This window comes from Streptomyces tirandamycinicus (assembly GCF_003097515.1).
Taxonomy (GTDB): domain Bacteria; phylum Actinomycetota; class Actinomycetes; order Streptomycetales; family Streptomycetaceae; genus Streptomyces; species Streptomyces tirandamycinicus.
Genome location: NZ_CP029188.1, coordinates 91,970 through 111,758, shown reverse-complemented (window position 1 = coordinate 111,758; position 19,789 = coordinate 91,970). Strand labels below are relative to the sequence as shown.

15 protein-coding genes are annotated in these 19,789 nt (G+C 72.8%); 6 read left to right on the top strand and 9 right to left on the bottom strand.

What is annotated here, in order from left to right; translation table 11 throughout:
* Window positions 1–20 precede the first annotated feature (20 nt).
* Window positions 21–680: a response regulator gene (locus DDW44_RS00480; protein ID WP_108905172.1), complete on the bottom strand. Its 660-nt coding sequence runs from the start codon at window positions 678–680 to the stop codon at window positions 21–23.
* Window positions 677–1,867, bottom strand: coding sequence for a sensor histidine kinase (locus DDW44_RS00475; protein WP_240800496.1), 1,191 nt, complete (start codon window positions 1,865–1,867; stop codon window positions 677–679). Before DDW44_RS00475 ends, DDW44_RS00480 begins: the two co-directional genes overlap by 4 nt.
* 183 nt (window positions 1,868–2,050) lie before the next feature.
* Between DDW44_RS00475 and DDW44_RS00470 the strand changes: the two genes are divergently transcribed.
* The 3 genes from DDW44_RS00470 (at window position 2,051) to DDW44_RS00460 (ending at window position 6,689) form a co-directional block, all read left to right on the top strand.
* Window positions 2,051–4,291, top strand: coding sequence for an MMPL family transporter (locus tag DDW44_RS00470; protein WP_108905171.1), 2,241 nt, complete (start codon window positions 2,051–2,053; stop codon window positions 4,289–4,291).
* 37 nt (window positions 4,292–4,328) lie between these two features.
* Window positions 4,329–5,348: an NAD(P)-dependent alcohol dehydrogenase gene (locus DDW44_RS00465; RefSeq protein ID WP_018890626.1), complete on the top strand. Its 1,020-nt coding sequence runs from the start codon at window positions 4,329–4,331 to the stop codon at window positions 5,346–5,348.
* A gap of 153 nt (window positions 5,349–5,501) precedes the next feature.
* Window positions 5,502–6,689, top strand: coding sequence for an amidase (locus DDW44_RS00460; protein WP_108905170.1), 1,188 nt, complete (start codon window positions 5,502–5,504; stop codon window positions 6,687–6,689).
* Between the two features lie 185 nt (window positions 6,690–6,874).
* Here the strand turns inward: DDW44_RS00460 and DDW44_RS00455 are convergent, their stop codons facing one another.
* Window positions 6,875–8,428 carry a MauE/DoxX family redox-associated membrane protein gene (locus tag DDW44_RS00455; RefSeq protein ID WP_244223936.1) on the bottom strand — a complete coding sequence of 518 codons (1,554 nt, stop codon included), beginning with the start codon at window positions 8,426–8,428 and terminating at the stop codon, window positions 6,875–6,877.
* An 800-nt stretch (window positions 8,429–9,228) separates the two neighbouring features.
* A complete protein-coding gene (locus tag DDW44_RS00450) occupies window positions 9,229–9,684 on the bottom strand; it encodes a DUF2000 domain-containing protein (protein ID WP_108905168.1) in 456 nt (151 codons plus the stop codon).
* A 49-nt stretch (window positions 9,685–9,733) separates the two neighbouring features.
* Between DDW44_RS00450 and DDW44_RS00445 the strand changes: the two genes are divergently transcribed.
* Window positions 9,734–10,537, top strand: coding sequence for a helix-turn-helix transcriptional regulator (locus DDW44_RS00445; RefSeq protein ID WP_108905167.1), 804 nt, complete (start codon window positions 9,734–9,736; stop codon window positions 10,535–10,537).
* Window positions 10,538–10,720: 183 nt separating this feature from the next.
* On the opposite strand, the gene DDW44_RS00440 is transcribed toward DDW44_RS00445, so the two are convergent.
* The 4 genes from DDW44_RS00440 to DDW44_RS00425 form a co-directional block, all read right to left on the bottom strand.
* On the bottom strand, window positions 10,721–13,429 hold the full coding sequence (locus DDW44_RS00440; RefSeq protein ID WP_244223935.1) for a LuxR C-terminal-related transcriptional regulator: 2,709 nt from the start codon (window positions 13,427–13,429) through the stop codon (window positions 10,721–10,723).
* 238 nt (window positions 13,430–13,667) lie between these two features.
* Window positions 13,668–14,255 (bottom strand): DUF1349 domain-containing protein, encoded by a 588-nt coding sequence (locus tag DDW44_RS00435; protein WP_108905166.1) that lies wholly within the window; start codon window positions 14,253–14,255, stop codon window positions 13,668–13,670.
* A 247-nt stretch (window positions 14,256–14,502) separates the two neighbouring features.
* Complete coding sequence (locus DDW44_RS00430; RefSeq protein ID WP_167455466.1) at window positions 14,503–15,693, bottom strand: aminotransferase-like domain-containing protein; 1,191 nt, start codon at window positions 15,691–15,693, stop codon at window positions 14,503–14,505.
* Window positions 15,690–16,295, bottom strand: a complete 606-nt coding sequence (locus tag DDW44_RS00425; protein ID WP_108905164.1) for a DUF998 domain-containing protein — start codon at window positions 16,293–16,295, stop codon at window positions 15,690–15,692. The genes DDW44_RS00430 and DDW44_RS00425 overlap by 4 nt, the downstream gene beginning before the upstream one ends.
* Before the next feature lie 343 nt (window positions 16,296–16,638).
* On the opposite strand from DDW44_RS00425, the gene DDW44_RS00420 reads away from it, so the two are divergent.
* On the top strand, window positions 16,639–17,313 hold the full coding sequence (locus DDW44_RS00420; RefSeq protein WP_017946947.1) for an enoyl-CoA hydratase-related protein: 675 nt from the start codon (window positions 16,639–16,641) through the stop codon (window positions 17,311–17,313).
* A 379-nt stretch (window positions 17,314–17,692) separates the two neighbouring features.
* Here DDW44_RS00420 and DDW44_RS00415 read toward each other — a convergent pair whose 3' ends face one another.
* Complete coding sequence (locus DDW44_RS00415; protein ID WP_108905163.1) at window positions 17,693–18,634, bottom strand: LysR family transcriptional regulator; 942 nt, start codon at window positions 18,632–18,634, stop codon at window positions 17,693–17,695.
* A 104-nt stretch (window positions 18,635–18,738) separates the two neighbouring features.
* Here DDW44_RS00415 and DDW44_RS00410 point away from each other — a divergent pair, with 104 nt between their 5' ends.
* Window positions 18,739–19,656 carry an EamA family transporter gene (locus DDW44_RS00410; RefSeq protein WP_108905162.1) on the top strand — a complete coding sequence of 306 codons (918 nt, stop codon included), beginning with the start codon at window positions 18,739–18,741 and terminating at the stop codon, window positions 19,654–19,656.
* The last annotated feature ends 133 nt before the right edge of the window (window positions 19,657–19,789 follow it).

The window sequence follows — 19,789 nt, the reverse complement described above, 5'->3', positions numbered from 1 at the left end:
CGCCCGGGCGGCGGGAGGGGTCAACCCCCGGCGCGGTTCGTCTCGTAGGCCCACATCGCGATCTCGACGCGGTTGCGGGCGCCGAGCTTGTCCATCAGGCGAGCGACATGGGTCTTGACCGTACTGAGACTGATGTGCAGCTCGGCGGCGATCTCGGCGTTGGTCCGCCCCCGGGCCACCGCGGCGAGTACCGCCTCCTCGCGGTGGGTCAGCGCCTCGACCGGCTGCGGCGGCGCCGTCGAGGCCTCCCCGGTGTGGGCGAACGCCGCGAGCAGACGCGCCGTGATGCTCGGCGCGATCAGCGCGTCCCCGCGCGCCGCCGCATGAACGGCCTGCGCGAGCATGTCGGGTCCGGCGTCCTTGAGGAGGAAGCCGCGGGCGCCCGCCTTGAGGGCGGCGTGGACGTACTCGTCGAGATCGAAGGTGGTGATCACCACCACCGCCGGCGGGTCGGCGGCCCCGCCACCGGTGAGCCGCCGGGTCGCCTCGATGCCGTCGATCCCCGGCATGCGGATGTCGAACAGACAGACCTCGGGGCGCAGCGAGCGGGCGAGTTCGACGGCGCGGTGGCCGTCGGCGGCCTGGCCGACGACCGTGATGCCGGGCTGCGCGTTCAGGATCATGGTGAGCCCGGTCCGTACGATCTCCTGATCGTCGGCGACCACCACACGCACGCTCACGATGCCGATCCGTTCCTCGGAAGCACGGCGGTCACGGTCCATCCGCGGCCGGGGTTCGGGCCGGCGCTGAGCGAACCGCCGAGCAGACCCGCCCGTTCCGCCATCCCCAGGAGACCATAGCCGGGCGAGCTGCCCGACCGCGGGTGAACGGCGTCGCCGTCGTCGCTCACCCGCAGGTGCACCGACTGCTCGCCGGCCGCGACCCGCACCTCGATGCGCGAGGCGTGGCGTGCGTGCCGGCGGGCGTTGGTGACCGACTCCTGAACGAGCCGGTAGACCGCCGTCGACAGCGCGGGAGCGAGACCGGCGACATCACCGGTGATCTCGACGTCGACCGCGGGTCCCGCGCCGACGCCGCGGAGGTCGTGCAGATCGGCGACCAGCGGCAGCGGGGCCAGGCCGGCGCGCTCGTCGGCGCGGCGCAGGACGCGGACCATCGAGCGCATCTCGGCCAGGGTGAGTGACGCCTCCGTCTCGATCACCCGTAGCGCCTCGCCGGCGGCGGCGGGGTCGGTCGCCGACACGGCCAGCCCCGCCTGGGCCCGGATCGCGATGGCCGACACATGGTGGGCGACCGTGTCGTGCAGATCGCGAGCCAGTTGCTCGCGCTCGACCAGTTTGACCTGTTCGAGCTGCCGGGCGCGGGCGTACGCCCGGAACCGCAGCGCCTCGCCCAACGCCATCGAGGCGAAGAGAATGGCCAGCCCGGCGATCGCGTCGCCCGGGCCGGTACTGGTGAGCGGGACCGAGAGCACGGCAGGCACCAGTATCACCGGCAACCCGAGCATCGCCTCGCGCTTCGATCCCCAGCGGAACAGCGCGTAGGGCAGCAGCAGCATGTAGACCATCATGTTGAGCCCTGGCTGCCCGCCGCCCAACACCAGCATCCACACCTGGGTGAACAGCAGCGTGCCGAACGCGATCGCGACCATGAGCAGCGGCTTCGTCCGCCGCCACAGCAGCGTCGGGATGAGGCCGACCCCGACGACCAACGACAGGGCCCGCGACGGGACATCCGGCCGGAGGACCCCCTCCAGCACGGCCGCGGGCACCAGCACCCCGACCAGCGCCCAGTCGCGCCAGCCGGGGCGGGGCGAGGCCGGCGCACTGGTCTCGCCCCACAGGGCGCGGCCCTTGTCCCACAGGGCGCGGGTCTCGCCCCACAGAGCGCGCATGAGGTGTCGCACGCGACCCATCGTAGAGGCCCCCGCGCACCGCCGGATCGGCCGAAAGTACGGCGCCGGCTTCGTGCTTTCGGCGCCGGTTCCCGGCCCCTGGGCCGAGGTGCACGGACAGGGCCGACCGACACCATGGCGAAGCCAGGCGTGCACACCGGCGCCGGGTACACCCATTCACCGAGGAGAAGTGACGTGTCGTCCCTGCTGTTCCGGCTCGGCCGGTTCGCCGCCCGGCACCCCTGGCGCGCGATCGGCGCCTGGGTCCTGGCCGCCGTCGTCGTCATCACCGCCTCGGCGGCGGTCGGCCGCGACCTCGAGGACACCTTCGACGCCCCCGGGCTCGACTCGCAGCGCGCGGTCGAGCTGCTGTCCGCCGCGGGTTCGGGCGATGCCGGACTGACCGCCCGCGTCGCGGCCACACCGCGGGACGCCGGCGTGACGTTCTTCGACAGCCCTGCCGCCCGCCGGGCACTCGCCGACGTCCAGGCCGAGCTCTCCGAACTGCCGGCGGTGCTGGCGGCTTCCGACCCGGCCGGCGGTCTGCGCGACGGGGGGAGAGCGGCCGTGGCCGGGGGCACCGTCTCGCCCGACGGGCGCGTGGCGCTGGTGACCCTGCGGTATCCGGTGCTGGAGAAGCTCGACGCCGGTGATCTGGAGGACCTGAAGGAGGTCGTCGCCGCGCACGCGGACGACACCGTGCTGCGCGTCGAGGCGGGCGGCGATCTGTTCGTCTCCTTCGAGGAACCGGAGACCGGCACCGGTGAGGTGATCGGGCTGCTGGCCGCCGTCGTCATCCTGCTCGTCGCCTTCGGGTCGCTGATCGCCATGGGCCTGCCGATCGGCATGGCGCTCTTCGGCCTGGCCCTGGGCGTGAGCGCCATGCCGCTCGTCACCTACCTGGTGGAGATACCGAGCTGGGCGCCGGTGGTCGCCTCCATGGTCGGACTCGGGGCGGGCATCGACTACGCGCTCTTCCTGGTCACCCGCCATCGCGAGCAGTTGGCCGCCGGGATGGGCGTCGAGGAGTCGGCCGGGCGCGCCGTCGCGACCGCCGGCCAGGCCGTCGTCTTCGCGGGCGGCACGGTGGTCGTCTCGATCATGGGGCTCGCCGTCGCCGGCATTCCCTTCATCGCCGCGGCCGGTATCGCCATCGCCGCCGTGGTGCTCATCATGGTGGCGGCCTCGATCACCCTGCTGCCCGCGTTCCTCGGACTCGCCGGGCACTCGATCGACCGGTTCGGCCTGCCCCGGCGCCGCGCCCCGCGCGACGGCCGCGCCCTGAGCACCCGGCGCCGCTGGCAGCGCTGGGGCGCGCACGTCTCCCGCCACGCCGCCGCCTACGCCGTCGGTACGACGGTGCTCCTGCTCGCGCTGGCCGCGCCCGTGCTCGCGCTGCGCCTGGGCTTCCCCGACGAGGGCACGCTGCCCGCCTCCCGGACCGAGCGGCAGGCGTACGACCTGGTCGCCGAGGGCTTCGGGCCGGGCGCCAACGGCCCGCTCGCCATCGCGGTCGACCTCGGCGGCGACGCCTCGGTGGTCGAGCCGCTCCACGACGCCGTCAGCGGGGACCCGGGGATCGCCTCGGTGGCACCACCGCGGATCGACACCGGCGCGGGCGTGGCCGTGCTCCTGGCCGTGGCGAACACCGCTCCCCAGGACGACGCGACGCGGGAGACGGTCGAGCGGCTGCGCTCCGAGGTCTTCCCCGCGGTGCTCGAGGGCAGCCGGGCCCGCGCCCATGTCGGCGGGCAGACGGCCGCCTTCGCCGACCTCGGTGACCGGGTGAAGGACCGGCTGCTGCTCTTCGTCACCGCGGTGGTCGTGCTGTCGCTGCTGCTGCTGGCGGTGGTGTTCCGCTCGGTTCTGGTGCCACTCAAGGCCGCCGTGCTGAACCTGCTGAGCATCGGCGCGGCGTACGGCGTGCTGGTGATGGTGTTCCAGTGGGGGTGGGGGGCCTCACTGATCGGTCTCGAGTCCTCCGTGCCGATCGTGTCGTTCATTCCGATGTTCATGTTCGCCATCGTGTTCGGGCTGTCGATGGACTACGAGGTGTTCCTGCTGTCCCGGGTGCGCGAGCACTATCTCGCGACCGGCGACAACGACGGCTCCGTGGTGCGCGGTCTGGCCGGAACCGCCCGGGTGATCACCTCGGCCGCGCTCATCATGGTGTCGGTGTTCCTCGGGTTCGTCCTCGGTGAGGATCCGACCACCAAGATGCTGGGACTCGGTCTGGCGACCGCCATCGCCGTCGACGCGACGGTCGTGCGCATGGTGCTCGTCCCCGCCACGATGAAGCTGCTGGGCGATGCCTGCTGGTGGCTTCCGGCGTGGCTCGACCGCCTCCTGCCGTCCCTCGACATCGACGGCGGCACCGCCGGCGACGTCGGCGAAGAAGCGCGCAAGGACCGGGAAGCCACCCTGCCCACCCGCTGAACCCCTCGGCGCGCAACCCGAAGGAAAGGAGAGTGCCATGAAGCCCGTGACCCCCGGAGCACCCGGCACGCCGATGCGAGCGTTCGTCCAACGTGCCTACGGCGCACCCGGCGACGTCCTGCGGCTCGAGGAGGTCGAGCGGCCGGTGGCCGATGACGACGGGGTGCTGGTGCGGGTGCACGCTGCGTCCGCCAACCCCGCCGACTGGCACCTGGTGAGGGGCGAGCCCTATGTCGCGCGGCTCCAGTTGGGCCTGCGCCGGCCGTCGAACCCGGTCCCGGGCTGCGATCTCGCCGGACGGGTCGTGGCCGTGGGAGCCCGTGTGACCACCGTGCGGCCGGGCGACGAGGTGTACGGGTCACCGTTCGGCAGCGGACTGGGCGCCTTCGCCGAGTACGCGTCCGTACCCGAGCGGCAACTGGCCCGCAAGCCGCGGAACCTCACCTTCGAGCAGGCGGCGGCCGTCCCGCTCGCCGCGCAGACCGCCCTGCAGGCGCTGCGCGACCGGGGACGGATCGAGCCGGGGCAACGGGTCCTGATCGCCGGTGCGTCGGGAGGCGTCGGTACCTTCGCCGTGCAGATCGCCAAGGCTCTGGGCGCCGACGTCACCGGTGTGTGCAGCACGCGGAACACCGACCTGGTCCGGTCGATCGGCGCCGACCACGTCATCGACTACACGCACGAGGACTTCACCACGCACGGCCGGCGCTACGACCTGGTGCTGTACCTGGCCGGGACGCAGACCCCGCGGGCCTGCCGCCGGGTCCTCACGCCGAAGGGCACCCTCGTCGTCATCAGCGGAGATGCCGAGGGCCGCTGGGTGGGAGCCGTCGGCCGGATCGCCAGGGCACTCGCGATGTCACCGTTCGTGAGCCAGCGGATGGTGGCCTTCACGATGCGGCCCGAGCGGGCCGATCTGGAGTTCCTGACGGAACTCGTCGAGTCGGGCAGGGTGACGCCGGTGATCGGCGCCACCCGTACGCTGGCTGACGTCCCCGAGACCATCGGCCAGTTGGAAAGCGGACACACGCGAGGCAAGATCGTCATCACCGTCTGAGCCGTCTGAGCCGTCCGGGTCGTACGGGCCGTCTGAGCGGAAGAAGACAGGGCCGGGTCCGGTGGCCGCCGGATCCGGCCCGGCTCACGCCCGGCGGAGAGCGACAGCGGACGGAGCGGCGGGCACTCGCGCCGAAGCCCGAGGAGGACGACGGTGATCGACCCGACCGACTACGCGGCACTGTCCGCCCTGGACATCGCCCGCCGTGTGCGGCGCGGCGAGTTCACGGCCGTGGAGGTCGTCACGGCCGCGCTGGGCGCCATCGGTGAACGCGACGACGAGCTGAACGCGTTCACCGAGGTGTGGACGGAGGAGGCCCTCGACCGTGCCGCCGGCGTCGACGCGCAGCTCGCCCGCGGCGCCCGGCTGCCGCTCGCGGGCGTGCCGATCGGTGTGAAGGCGAGCGAGGGCCCCGGCTCCCACCAGAACAGGCGGCTGGCGGCTGCCGGATGCGTGCCGGTCGGCGCCACCTCGGTGCCGCGTGGTGGCCGGGGCTGGCAGACGTACGGGACGACCGGACGGGGCCCCACCCTCAATCCCCTCGATCCGGCGTGGTCACCCGGCGGCTCCTCGGCGGGGTCGGCAGCCGCCGTCGCGGCCGGCCTCATTCCGCTGGCCAGCGGATCCGACGGCGCAGGATCGGTGCGCATCCCCGCAGCGTGGTGCGGGATCACCGGCTTCAAGCCCACCAACGGCCGACTCCCCGCACGAGACCGAGCGGGCCTGAACTCGCCCGGCGTCCTGGTCCGTGACCCTCGGGACGCCCGCGCCTACCTCGAAGCCGTCGACGAGTCGCCCATGACGGCCTTCCGTTCGCCGTACCCGATGACAGCGACCTGGTCGGCCACTCTGGGATACGCGGACACCGATCCCGCGGTCGCCGCCGTGGCCCGTCGAGCGGCCGAACGGCTCGCCGGCGCGCAGCTCGTCACGCTGGTCGAATGCCCCGATCTCAGGCTTCTCGACCCCGCCCCCGTCTGGACGGCCCTTCGTGACAGGACACCGCTCTCCGGCGACGCAGACAGCGTCACGGCCGTCAACGAGGCGCGGCTGCACGCCTGTTTCGAGCAGGCCGACCTCGTCCTCACGCCGACCACTCCCAACCCACCGCACGGCCACGACGGCCCGGGGCGGCGGATGAGCGTCGCTCTGACGTGGGCATTCAACATCAGCGGACACCCTGCGCTGAGCCTGCCGGCGGGAACCACCGCCCGGGGTGAACCCGTTGGACTCCAGCTCGTGGCCCACCGTCACCGGGATGGACCGCTCCTGGACATCGCCGGCCACGCCACGCGGCTCGGCATCGTCCCGTGCGGCAGGCCCGGCAGCCCACGCACGTAGTCACGCATCCGGCGATGCGGCTCGACCCGCCTGCAGAGGTGCCCGCCGCACAGCAGGAGTTCGTCGTTCCGGATCTCGACTGCCCGCTCACCGTACCCGAGCCGAGACCGAGACCCCGAGCCATGGGGGAGGGGAGGGGACGGGGGCCGGGCGGGGGACGGACGGCACCTCCGGCAGCTTCCCGCTCACGGCCCGGGCGGGTCGATCGCCCGAGGTGTACCGCTGGGACACGCGTCCGGGAAGGTCACCGGGGAACCGATGCTCCGCATGGCGCTCTTGTACTCGGCGACGCCCGGCAACTGCCGTGTCGCCGCGGACCAGATGACCGTAGTGCAGGTGCCGGTGTCGCAGTCGCCGCCGAACGTCAGGAAGTCCTCGCTCTCCACCGACTGGCACCGGCACAGCGCCCGGTGAGGGTCGTGCGGATCGACCCGGCAGGTCACATCGAGGCAGTTCGCCCATCGGGCACGGCCGGTGCAGGTCATCGCGTGCGTTCGGCTGGTGGTGTGCTGCACCGAGAACGTCGAGACCAGCCTGTCGCCCCGCGGCGCTCGCTCGGCACACGAGGTGAACCCGTAGGAGTAGCCGTCCTCGACCACACAGCGGCAGAGGACGACGTTCGGATCGTCCGGCGACGGCTCGCACGCCGCCGAGGTGCACAGCGCGTAGCGCTGGTCGCACAGCCATCCGTCGCCCGACTTGACCTGCTTCGGCTGCTTCCCGGAGGGGGCGATGCCTTTGATGTCCCGGGCCGCAGCGCAGGCCGAGGCGAGAGCGGGTGCCAGAGCCGCCGACGCGAACAGCACCGCCCGCCGCGCGATCGTCGGGCCGCCGGGGGTCCGCAGTGCCTTGCCGACCAGTTCGCCGATCTGCGCCGCGCCGACCGCCGTGGCGGCCAGCACGACCCGTTCGGCGTCGATCAGCACGGCGGAGGGGGTGGCGGTGATCCCGTACTCAGCCGTCACCCTGCGGTCCGGGTCGGCCAGCAGCCTGCGGGGAGCGGCCCCGGGTGCTCCACCTGTGCCGTCCGGCGCGCCGGCCGCGGCGACGGCGCCCGCGCGTTGTGGACCCCCGCTGACAACGGCGATGGTGATGCGTTCGCCGTGGGTCTCCTGCCACCGGGCCACCTGCGGGAGCAAGGCGCTGCAGGCGCCGCAGGCCTGATCGCTGAAGACGAGGAGAAGCGGCCGGTGCGCCGCCAGCAGGCGGTCCATGCTCCACGTCCGGCCGGTCTCGTCCGGCAGCGAGAAGCCGGGTGCGGCCATGCCCGGCCGCACTTTCCCACCACGTCCGCGCCGCATCCCCATCCAGGCGAGCGCTGCGGTGACGGCAAGCCCCGCGAAGAGCCAGGGGTAGCGTCCGCCGACGGCGACGAACGCCGCCAGGGACGCGAGGAGCCCGTTGCGCGCGACGGTCGACCAGCCGACCGGGGTGGCGTCGAGTCCTCCGAAGCAACGGCACGCGGGGGTCCGCCCGCGCGACACGTTCAGTGCGACGGCGACGCTGAAACCGATCAGCAGCACGAGCGCCCCCAGCGCGCCACCGCGTTCCCACGGCGGGACGGCGAGGGCCACCGCGACGCCGAGTTCGCAGATCACGAGAAGCCCTCCGAGAGGCGCCGCGGCCCGGGCCGGAAGCCCGAAGTCGACGATGGCCCGACGCAGTCCGCTGCGGTCAGCCGCCTTGGCGATGGCCGCAAGCCCGAAGACCGCCGCGAGCACGTGTCCCACCACAACCATCGTGCGCACCTCACGGCTCTCGACGTCTGACACGGAGGCAGGCCCGCCCCGGCCGCCGGTCGCGGTGCAGCGCCCGCGCCCCAGTCATACCGGTCAGCGGGCGGGGAGGAAGCCACCGGCGCCCCGGGCTGCACCCGGATGGCCCTGCTCCGGCCACACCCGCACGTTCCCAGGCGCCCACCCGGGAACGTCCGCCGCTGAGCGTGAGCAGCTTGGTGACGGTCCGTCAGTGCATCGGAGGCGGCTGGTAGGCGATGTGGGCACTCGGGGCACTACCCCTCCCGTCGTGACGGGCAAGGCTCACGACTCCGGACGGCGGGTGGCACGGCCGCGGTGCGGCCGTCGCAGGTGCCGAGGCGGGGCCGGGGGCCCGCTCGTGCCGTCCGGGCCCGCTCGTGCCGTCCGGGGCACGGCGAGCGGCCGCCGCGCGGCGGCAGCCGGGTTCGGCCGCTGAGGCGCTGGGCGGGCTGTGCCCGCGAGATCTCCCGCGCCGCCGCGGCCTCCCAGGAGCCGCCGCCGTCGCCCGAGTCGGCGCGCAGGCCGGGGCGGGGCCCGCGGAGATGCACGAGGTGGAGAGAGTGCGCTGTCGCGCCCATCAGCGTGCGGCGCGCGACCGGCTGGTGCGCGAGAACGGCCTGTTCAGGACCGGGCCGGGGATGACCGCTGCGCCGGCAACTCCGGCCGGCGCGGGGCATCCCCGGCCGGGCCGCGGGTCAGAGTCCCGGCCTGGGCAGGGGTGCCCCGGAAGGATGCCGCGTCGGGGTGCGGCCGTCGTGAGTTGCGGTACGATCCGGCGTCGTTCAGGGGTGCATGCGTGCGCCCTTGAGGACCTTGTCCACCGCGTTGCGCGGCCCGTAGGTGGCCAGCCCCACCAGATCGAGGAGGTCCTTCCCCACGGCCCGTACCGCCGCCCGGTTGTCGCGGTCGTTGCCCGTGCCGAACAGGTCCGACGTGAACACGGCGCGGGGCAGGGAGCGCGACAGCGCGCGGCCGTGTGCGGCGGCCAGAGTCTCCTTCGTCCCCTCGAAGACGAGTACCGGCTGGCGGAACATCGGCAGATACGCGGTGCCGTCCGCGTCCGCGTACGGCTCGCCGATCACCTCGGGTGACGCCGTGCCGAGCCCACTGACCAGGAAGGCGGTCACGTTCAGGCGCTGCCAGGACTCGAGGTCGTCCCGCAGCAGAACGGCGATCTTGGTGGGGAAGCGGACGGGTGCGCTCTCGCACCCGATACCGGTCTCCTTCTCGTCTCTCATGCGCCGAGACTCCCGGATGCCCGCGTTCCGCGTCTTGTATGTTCCTTGCATGACGCCCCAGCGGGAGATCCGCGCCTGGCGCCCGCCGGTGGCGGGTGTCGTCGAGGTCTTCCACGCCCGCTTCACCGAGCACGCGTACCCCATGCACGTCCACGACGCCTGGACCTTGCTGATCGTCGACGACGGCGCGGTCCGCTACGACCTGGACCGCCATGAACGGGCCACTCCGAGCGACACGGTCAGCCTTCTCCCGCCGAAGGTCCCGCACAACGGCTCACCCGCCACCTCTCACGGCTTCCGCAAGCGCGTGCTCTACCTCGACATGACACAGCTGGACGAGCGCTTCATCGGACCGGCGGTGGACGGCCCGGACCTCACCGATCCCGTCCTGCGTACACGCGTCGGGCAGTTGCACGCGGCCCTGGCGAACCGGGGCGACGAGTTCGAGGCGGAGAGCCGCCTGGCCCTCATCGGCGAACGGCTGCGCATGCACCTGCGCCCCAGGCTGGTCCCGGGCCGTACGGGGCCGGGCCGAGGCGTCGCCCAGAGCCTGCGGGACCTTCTCGACGAGCGGCTGCGTGAGGGCATCACCCTGGACGAGGCCGCACGCCTCCTGCACGCCCACCCCGCGCACCTCGTCCGCGCGTTCGGCAGGGCTTTCGGGATCGCCCCCCACCAGTACATGACGTCGCGCCGCGTCGACCTGGCCCGCCGTCTGCTGCTCGACGGCCAGCCGCCGGGCGAGGTGGCGAGCGTGGCCGGCTTCTACGACCAGTCCCATCTCACCCGGCACTTCAAGCGGGTCGTGGGCACCACCCCGGGCCGGTACGCCCGTACCGGGGCCGTCAACTGAGCACGGGCGAACCGGCGTTCTGCCATCGGCCCGGTGCCCGCCGTCGTACCCGGCTCTCGGAAGTCGTCGTTCGTCCGGGACCGATGGGTGCGTTTCCACTGGCCAGGCCCCCCGGGACTGCTTCGTCCAGGACGTCTTGATCCACTGCGTGCGATGTGAGCTCGCTCGGGCTGCCAGCCGGAGTCAGCGTGTACCGAGGGCGCGCGCCAGATCGCGGCGGCCCGTCACGCCCAGCTTGCCGTAGACCTGCGCCAAGTGGTTGTCCACCGTGCGTATGGACAGCACCAGCCGGTCGGCGATTTCCTGGCTGGTGGCGCCGGCTGCGGCGAGCCGGGCGATTTCGCTCTGTCGGCGGGTGAGCGGCACCGTGACGTCCACGGTTGCCAGAAGTGGGGTGTGCGCGCCTTCGCAGCGCTCGGCGAGACCGCGGCAACGGAGGGCGGCTGCCGTCGCCCTGCGCGAAAGTCGCTGCCTGCGGAAGAGACCGGCCGCCGCGGCGGCGGCCTCCGCGGCCGCGAGGTCGCTGCCGGTGTCCTCCAGCCTCTGCGAGGTCCGCATCAGCCACTCGGGGTCGTCGCCGTCGAGCGCTGCGGCGAAGTCGGCGTGAACCGTGGCCAGTGCACCCTCGGACCGGGCTGCGATGCGGGCCAGGCGATCGGCGACGTCGCGTGCTCCGCCGAGCCGGGCCACGTCCACGAGCAACATGCCCTCCGCCGAGAGGTTGCCGCTGTCCCCGAGGCCTTCGGCTGCGTGCAGCAGCCTCGCCCGAGCTTGCGCGAGGTGTCCGGTCGCCGCCAGGTGCCAGGCCTCTCCCAGAGCCCGTCCAGGGGAGACGGCCAGGCCCATGAACTCGAGTTCGGCCATGTCGGCATCCGCGCGGTCGAGGGCGGACAACTCCGCCGCGGCCGGACCGGTGTCGCCGACCAGGGCCATGGACGCGGCGAGCGACCCCATGGCGTCGCGCATGGGCCGTGTCCCATGGTGAGAGCGGGCGATCGCGACACATTCGGCGTTCCAGCGGCGCGCGCCGGCGGCATGCCCCGCCAGCCACTCCACGCGCGCCAGGAAGTAGGCGACCCACATCCGGGGAAGCCCCGCTTCCGAGCGGACGAGCTCACCGAACAGCCGCCGGCCCAGCGCGCGAGCCTCGTGGATGTCCCCTGCCTCCGCCGTGGCCAGGACGGCCGGGGCCCGCTGGATCGCCGGGTGGGGCGCCGATGTCGCCAGACGGCTCACCCGCCGATGTGTGGCATGAGCCCGCTCCGCCCAGTTCTGCGCCTCGCGCAGTCGGCCGGTCATCTGCAGCGCTCGGGTGCGTACCGCCGCGGCGAACAGCCACACGCTCATGTCCGAGGTCGCGCCGGCGTCGTCCTCCAGGACGTCGAGGAAGGCGAGCCCTGCCGTGGGCTGGCCGCAGGCGGCCAGGATGCAGCCCTCGTTGATCGCGAGCACGGCGAGTGACTCGGGCGACTGCAGCTCCCCGCGGCCGGCGTCGATCATGCGCAGTGCCTTGGACGCCTGTGCCATGCCCCACAGAGCGTTGACGCAGTAGGCAGCGACGACGGCCAACCGCTCATGCTCCGTGGTGGAAAGGCTGCTGGCCCGCTCGAGCTCGTTCTCCGCCTCCTCGGGCCTGCCGAGCTCGAACAGCGCGTCGGCGAGCAGCAGCCGGTCGCGGACGGTGTGCGCGCTCGCCGGCAGGGCCTGGATCAGCCGGACGACCTGCGGATAGTCGTGGCTGTGGCGGGCGAGGGCAGCGGCCTCGTGGAGTCGCCGCGGATCCGCGGTGCCGGTCGCGGTCAGGCGCCATGACGTGACGTGCAGCGCGTCGTCCTGACGGCGGGCGCCGCGGGCCTCGAGACGGGCCGCCTGGTCGAGCAGGATCGTTCTGCGGCGGAGTTCGGCGATCCCTTCTCGTACGACTTCGCCGTACAAGGGGTGTGCCAGCATCACGAGATGCCGACGACCCTCCTTGACGACCTTGAGGCAGCCAAGACGTTCGAGCTCGACAAGGTCGTGGAGTCGGGCAACGGCCTGGGCATCGGCCAGTGCCACCGGCTCGCACAGGGCCAGCAGTTCGAGGACCGCGGTGCCGGCCTCGGACACCCGGCTCAGGCGGGCTGCGATGAGCTCCCTGAGCCTGGGGGTTCCGGTGCGCGGGCCCGGGGCCAGCTGCCACACCTCGCCGTCGCTGTTCAGAGCCCCGCTGCTCAGCGCGCCGAGCACCAGTTCTCGCAGGTAGAGAGCGTTTCCGGCGCTGGCCGCGTACATTTCGTGGGATGTCCGGGCGCTCACCGATCCGCCCAGCACGGACGCCAGCACCTGCGCCACCTGCTCCTCGGTGAAGGCTTCGACGTCGACCCGGTGGATCGCGTCGCCGGTGCCGAAGGCCGCCGCCATGGGGTACGGCTCCCCCGTGCGCACGGTGCCGATGAGCAGCGCGGAGCCCGAGTCCATCAACTGACGCACCAGCATCACCGACGTCGCGTCGAGGAGATGGAGATCGTCGATCAGCAGGACCACACGGTCCTCGCCACCCCGGCCGAGGGCGGCGGCAACGGCGGCGAAGCCGGCAACCGGATCCGACAGATCGACCCCTGGTGGGATCACGTGGCCGACGGCGCCCAGGGGCACGGCGGCCGCCGCCGCCGTGGCGACCACCCAGTGGGTGGTGAGACCGGCCTTCTCGGCCCGGTCTCGGCACGCTTCGGCGAGCCGTGTCTTCCCCACCCCGGCGGGCCCGTGTATGAGAACGCCCTGGACGCGGCGATGGCGTACGGCCTGGGTGAAGAGGTCCAGAATCCGGTCCCTCCCCACCAGGGGCCAGGGCCTTTCCCAGACCTCGTGGCGGGTCGGCATGGCCTGGGGCACGCCGACTCTCCTGTTGCGCATCGGCATCTCCTGTGTACGGTGCCCGCCTCCCGGCGGCGTCGATCACTCTGACGTGTGCGCGGCTCCCGGCGAGGCGTGAGGGTTGGGGCGCGGCCCACTGCGATGGCGCAGGGACGTGAGAACCCGCGGGCGATCGGGTTCATACGGGTCGACGACCCGAGTGACGACCCGAGTGCGTACTCGGCGCGGTTTCGGCGGCTCGCATCGGCGGTCGCCGGCGGCGCGTTCGGCTCGCCGGTCACGGGATGGCGTGGAGACCCGGATCGGCCGGTCCCATGGCGAAGCGGCTGAAGCGGACGTCGAGCCCGCTCCGTCCCGGCGAACAGCAGTACGGTCCCGCTGTCGACGCGGCGCCGGCCGGCCAAGGGGCGACACGCACCAGCCGCCACGGCTCCGCCTCACACCGTGCCCGCACGGTCACCGTGTCGGCCACCCGGCTCACCCGGACGGTGACCGGTCGGTCGGCCCAGGCCGGAACGGGCGACAGCGACCAGTCCGAAACGCCCCGCGTCACCACCGCTCCGACATGAGGCACACCGTCGGTGAACTCCACTCCGGCCTTGATCCATGTCTCCCGGTCGGCTCGGATCATGGCCCCGGCCTGATCGTAGCGAGTACGGAAGCGTGCCTCGAAGGAGACCTCGACGGCTGTCGCCTCCTCCATGGGGGTCAACAGAGCGTGGCCGTCGTCGCGTACGAAGCCGTAGGCGGTGTGGCGCCAGAAGTCGCTGCCCGCGGCAGTGGAGACAACCAGGTCGTCCGGCCCGGTATCGCAGACCGGAGGGGGATTGAGCCACGCGGCTTCGCGCCAGGCGACCCTCCGCATGCCAGAGGAACGGGTAGAGGCCACGTCGTCCTCTCCTCTCGGCTGCACTGCGACGTCGGCACGTCGGCTTGCTTGTCTCCGCATTCTCGGACAAGCCAGGTGGTGGATCCCTGAGTACTCGCTACTCAGCCTGTGCCGGCGGTCGTCGACCGCGTGCCCGCCCCGGGCCGGCTCCCGAGCAGGGGAGCGGGTCGACGTCCCCGTCCACCTCGGCGACGGCATCGGATCGCGCCACGACGCGAAGCCCCTACCGCGCGCCCTGAAGGACTGCGCCGAGACGGGCCAGACCATCCGCGATCCGCTCCGGAGGATGGGCGGTGAACGACAGCCGCATACAGGCGGGGTCGGATCTGCCGGTGAAGAAGTGGGAACCGGGCACATAGGCGACGTTGTGGCGCAGCGCCGCCGGCAGAACCGCCTCGGCGTCCATGTGCTCGGGCAGGCGCACCCAGAGGAACATGCCTCCGTCCGGTGTGCTCCAGGTGCTTCCGTCCGGCAGAGCGTTCGCGAGGCCCTCCAGCATGGCCTGCATCCTCGACGCGTACGCCTGGCGCAACCCGGCGATGTGTCCGTCGATGCGGCCGCCCGCCAGATACGCGGCGACCGCGGCCTGGTCGAGTGTGGAGGTGTGCAGGTCGGCGGTCTGCTTGGCGATGTGCAGGGCCCGGCGCGCGCCGTGCGGCGCGCGGAGCCAGCCGATGCGCAGGCCGGGAGCGAGGATCTTGGAGAAACTGCCCACCAGTATGGTGCGGTCCTCCGCTCCGGGACACGCGGCCACCGCGGGAGCCGGCTCGCCGCGGTAGCGCAGCTCCCCGTAGGGGTCGTCCTCGACGATCCAGAGACCGTGGTCCGCGGCCACCCGCGCCACCTCGTACCGCAGGTGAGCCGTCATGGTGCGGCCGGTGGGATTCTGGAAGTTCGGTATCAGGTACAGCAGCTTGGGGCGTTCACGGCGCACCAGCTCTCCGAGCAGATCGGGGTCGAGGGGGCCCGCCGCCGGTAGCGGCACCACTCGGGCCCCCGCCAGCCCGAAGCACTGGAGCGCGGCCAGATAGCAGGGCTCTTCGACGAGCACGGTGTCCCCCGGATCCAGCAGGGCCGCGGCGGTCAGGGCGAGTGCCTGCTGTGATCCAGTGGTGATCAGCAGGTCGTCGGGAGCGGTCGGCAGCCCCCGCCGGCCGAGGCGTCCGGCTATCGCCGCACGCAGCTCCGGATCGCCCTCGGTCCGCGAGTACTGGAAGACATGGCGAGCCCCCGGCGCCAGTACCCGTTCGAACGCGAGGCGCAGCCCCTCGTGGTCGAACAGTTCGGGATCGGGAAGTCCGCCGGCGAAGGACACGACCCGGCTATGCGAGGTCAGGGCCAGGATCTCCCGCAGCGCCGACGGCTCGACGCCGGACACCAGAGCGGCGAGCCGTGGTGGGGGAGCGGGACTCATCGGCTCGGCCCCCCGGTGCGCAGATGGCGCGCCGTCATGCCGATCCAGCACATCCCGGCCACGATCAGGATGCGCTCCGTGAGTCCCGGCCACAGGTCCAGCAGCATCGGCACCAGGCTCACGGCCATGACCCCGGCGCACACGAAGCTCGACGGAGCGAGTCGACTCCACCGCGGGAGCGTCCGGAAGCGCAGCGCGAGAGCGAGTATCGCCACCGTGAGCGACGTCATGGACAGCAGAGCGGCGACCAGGTGGATCGTTCCGTGGGTCGACGAGGGCGGCGACTGGGGGTCCGTCACGAAGAACGGCAGGACGGCCGCGCCGAGTGCCGTGACCACGAGTCCGGCCAGTCCCGTCAGGGCCGCGGGGCCCCCGGGCAGGACGCCGCGCAGGCTCACGGCGAGCGTGAGGGCGGCAAGGGCGATCGCCAGGAACGAGGTGTCGGCCAGTAGGGGAAACCTCCCCAACGCGTACTCGCTGACCATGTCGGTCACCGGGCTGAGAGGTGTGGGCAGCACGTGCAGCAGCGACACCAGCAGGGCGGACAGCCAGATCGCGGCCTCCGCCGTCGCCGCGTATGCCGGGGACGGAGAGCTTCTCATCGGGTTCTTTCCTGAACTGGGCCGGCGAGGAGCCGGCCGGTGGCCGCCCGCTCCGGGTTCGGCGTCCGTGACGGACGACTTCCGCGGACGAGGCAGAAGCTACGGCCCGCTTCGCCCCCGTTGATGAGCAGTTGGTACTCAGCCGGCGGCGCCCGGCTGAGCGCAGGGCCCTGCGACGACGCTGAGTAGCGGCTGCTCACGTCGCCGCCGTCACGTCCGTGACCTGATGGGGCCCATGCCGCGGCGAGTGGGCCGCACGGTGTGGCCGGACCGCCGGCACCCGGGCCCGTTCGGCCGCGGCCGCGCACCGCCACACGAAGCACACAGCGGAAGGACTCCCCACATGCCCGTCCTCGAGCAGGCCGACGACGTCACCTTCATCCTGCGTCTCGGCGACGGAGAGAACCGGTTCACCCCGGACTGGATCGCGGCCTGCAACCATGCCCTCGACCGGCTCGAGGCCGTGGAGGCGCCACGGGCGCTGATCACCGTGGCCGACGGCACGTTCTGGTCCACCGGGCTCGACCTGGACTGGATCGGTGCCAACCCGGCGCGCCTCGACGAACTCGTGATCGCCACTCACCGGCTGTTCGCGCGCGTCCTGTCGCTCCCGGTCGTGACCGTCGCCGCCATCCAGGGCCACGCCTTCGCTGCCGGCGCCATGCTGGCCCTCGCGCACGACTTCCGCGTCATGCGCGAGGACCGTGGGTTCTTCTGCCTGCCGGAAGTGGATCTGCACCTCCCCTTCACTCCGGGTATGAACGCGCTGATCACCGCCCGTCTCCCCGGGGCCGCAGCGCATGAGGCCATGATCAGCGGACGGCGGTACGGCGGGGAGCAGGCCGCGAGGGTCGGCCTGGTCACCAGGGCCACCGCACAGGACGCCGTGCTGTCCTCCGCGAGGGACCTGGCGGACGACATGGGACGCAAGGACGGCAGGACGCTCGGCGCCATCAAGACCCGCCTGTTCGCGCAGACGCTGGACGCGCTCGCCGACGACTCCCTGAACACTCCGTGAGCAGCGGTTACGGTGTCACCTCCAGGGCGGCCGCCGGGCCGGGCGGGCAGGCGCCGAGGGCAGCACCCGAGGCAGTGCACGCCGGTTCGTCACCCCGTGCTCCCGTGGACGTCGCTCAAGGGGTCGTCGACCGCGCGGTGTCGGCACCAGCGCGTCGGCGATCTCCCGGCCGGCCGCCCCGTCGGCGGCCGATCGGGAGATCCCGGTTTACCCCCGGGTGAGTGGCACCGCCCCATCCGCCGTGCCCGGCCCGAGTGCGCGCGTCCCGCCGCGGCGGTCCGTGACCGTGCTCGATCCCCTGGCGGCCGCGGTGGCGTCCCGAACCCGCCGATCGCGTCGCCGTCCTGCACGGTGAGGTGAGCATCGACGCGCGCGGCGTTCAGTCCGGGCACGGGACGCGAGCCGCCGGACGACTCGGTCGGGCCGCGCTGGGCCAGTGTTTCCGCAGGGTGCGGACGGTCTCGGTGATCGCGGGGCGCTGGGCTGCCCCGGTGCGCCACAGTGCGTACAGCCGCCGCACCGGCGTGGGTTCGAGCGCGACCTCCACCACCCCGGCGGGTAGCGGACCACGCCCCAGGCGTGGGATGAGGCAGATGCCGAGGCCGGCGGCGACCAGCGCCACCAGGGTCGGGTTCTCGTCCGCCTGGTGAACGATCTCCGGCCGGTGCCCGGCCGCCCGCAGGGTCCGCACCAGCCATTCGTGGCACACCCGGCCCGGCGGTTGGCATACCCACCGCTCACCGCCGAGGTCCTCGCGCCGCACCGCATCGCGCCCCGCGAACGGATGCCCTTGGGGCACCAGCAGCGTGCACCGGTCCTCTCCGATCACCGCCTGTTCCACCCCCGGCGGCAGCGATAGGGGCGCGACGTCCCAGTCGTGAACCACGCTCAGATCGACCGCTCCCTTGGCGACCATGCCGACCGACAGATGCGGGTCGACCTCGCTGAGCCGTGCATCCATCGCCGGATGCCGTACGGCCAGGTCGGCGAGGACCTCGGGCAGCAGTCCGCGCGCCGCCGACGCGAAGGCGGCGATGGTGAGTCGCCCGGCCGGTTTCCCGCGCCGCTGTTCCAACTCGGTCTCCGCCCGCTCCACGATGGCCAGCAACTCCCGGGCGACGGCCACGAGCTGCCGTGCCTCCGGGGTCAGCCGGACACCGCGCCCCTCGCGTTCGAGCAGCACGGTCCTGGTCTCCCGCTCCAGCTTGGCGATCTGCTGGGACACCGCGGACGGCGTGAAGCCCAGGGCGGAGGCGGCGGCGCCGACGCTGCCGTGCACGGAGACGGCGTGCAGGGCGCGCAGGCGCTGCAGGTCGAGCATGAGAGCCTCCCGTCACAAGCGGCGCCACCGATTAGCGTCCCTTCATCCAACCATGCAGCAATCATCGCTGGTACTTCATGGTCCCTCGGTGTGATCCTCGGCCCATGCGTCCTGCACACCTCGCCCTCGCCGTCCTCGTCGCCGCCGTCTGGGGCGTCAACTTCACCGTCATCGAGATCGGCCTCGACCACTTCCCGCCCCTGCTCTTCTCCGCACTGCGCTTCCTCGCGGCCGCGATTCCCGCGGTGTTCCTGGTGGGCCGCCCCAGGGTCGCGTGGAGGTGGATCATCGCGGTCGGGCTGGTCCTCGGCGTGGCCAAGTTCGGGCTGCTGTTCGTGGCGATGGACACCGGGATGCCGGCCGGCCTCTCCTCCCTGGTCCTCCAGATCCAGGCGGTGTTCACGGCCGTGATCGCCTTCGCCGCCCTGGGGGAACGCCCCTCGCGGCTGGGCGCCCTGGGCATGGTCGTGGCCTTGGCCGGGATCGCCGTCGCGGCCGTGGACGAGGGCGAGTCCGGACCGCTCGGGGCGTTCGCCCTGTGCGTCGCGGCGGCCGCCTGCTGGGGCGTCTCCAACGTCCTCACCCGCAAAGCGGCCCCGCCGGACGCGCTGAACTTCATGGTCTGGGTCAGCACCGTCCCCGTGCTGCCGCTGCTAACCCTGTCCCTGGTGATCGAGGGCCCGTCGCGCGACCTCGCGGCGCTGAGCACCCTTGACTGGCAGGGTGCGAGCACGGTCCTCTACGTCGCCTGGGCCACGACCGTCTTCGGCTTCGGTGCCTGGGGCTGGCTGCTGCGCCGCCACCCGGCGTCCACGGTGGCCCCCTTCTCCCTGCTCGTCCCGGTCTTCGGGATGTCGGCGGCGGCCCTCTTCCTCGGTGAGCCGGTGAGCGGGCTGCGCTGGTGGGCCGGGGTCCTGCTGGTCGGCGGTGTGGCCTTGACCTCGCTCGCTCCCCGCCGCCCGGCCCCCGTGACCCGCCGCGTGGACACCCCGGTGGCGACGGAGGCCGTCGGCCGCTCATGAGGGGCGGAACCGAAGCGGTCCCGTCCCGGCGCCCGCCTCGAGTCGATCTCGCCGGTACCGTCTCGCGATCCGCCGGTCCGGACCTCGGCGAACTCCAGCGCCGACACCACGCGCCGACACGGCACTTCACGAT

What these genes read in the sequence shown, in the direction of transcription:
- DDW44_RS00410 (WP_108905162.1), top strand. Translation starts at nt 18,739, where the DNA reads ATGCGTCCTGCACACCTCGCCCTCGCCGTCCTCGTCGCCGCCGTCTGG.
- DDW44_RS00445 (WP_108905167.1), top strand. Translation starts at nt 9,734, where the DNA reads ATGACGCCCCAGCGGGAGATCCGCGCCTGGCGCCCGCCGGTGGCGGGT.
- DDW44_RS00425 (WP_108905164.1), bottom strand. Translation starts at nt 16,295, where the DNA reads ATGAGAAGCTCTCCGTCCCCGGCATACGCGGCGACGGCGGAGGCCGCG.
- DDW44_RS00455 (WP_244223936.1), bottom strand. Translation starts at nt 8,428, where the DNA reads ATGGTTGTGGTGGGACACGTGCTCGCGGCGGTCTTCGGGCTTGCGGCC.
- DDW44_RS00420 (WP_017946947.1), top strand. Translation starts at nt 16,639, where the DNA reads ATGCCCGTCCTCGAGCAGGCCGACGACGTCACCTTCATCCTGCGTCTC.
- DDW44_RS00415 (WP_108905163.1), bottom strand. Translation starts at nt 18,634, where the DNA reads ATGCTCGACCTGCAGCGCCTGCGCGCCCTGCACGCCGTCTCCGTGCAC.
- DDW44_RS00440 (WP_244223935.1), bottom strand. Translation starts at nt 13,429, where the DNA reads ATGCGCAACAGGAGAGTCGGCGTGCCCCAGGCCATGCCGACCCGCCAC.
- DDW44_RS00430 (WP_167455466.1), bottom strand. Translation starts at nt 15,693, where the DNA reads ATGAGTCCCGCTCCCCCACCACGGCTCGCCGCTCTGGTGTCCGGCGTC.
- DDW44_RS00465 (WP_018890626.1), top strand. Translation starts at nt 4,329, where the DNA reads ATGAAGCCCGTGACCCCCGGAGCACCCGGCACGCCGATGCGAGCGTTC.
- DDW44_RS00435 (WP_108905166.1), bottom strand. Translation starts at nt 14,255, where the DNA reads ATGCGGAGGGTCGCCTGGCGCGAAGCCGCGTGGCTCAATCCCCCTCCG.
- DDW44_RS00450 (WP_108905168.1), bottom strand. Translation starts at nt 9,684, where the DNA reads ATGAGAGACGAGAAGGAGACCGGTATCGGGTGCGAGAGCGCACCCGTC.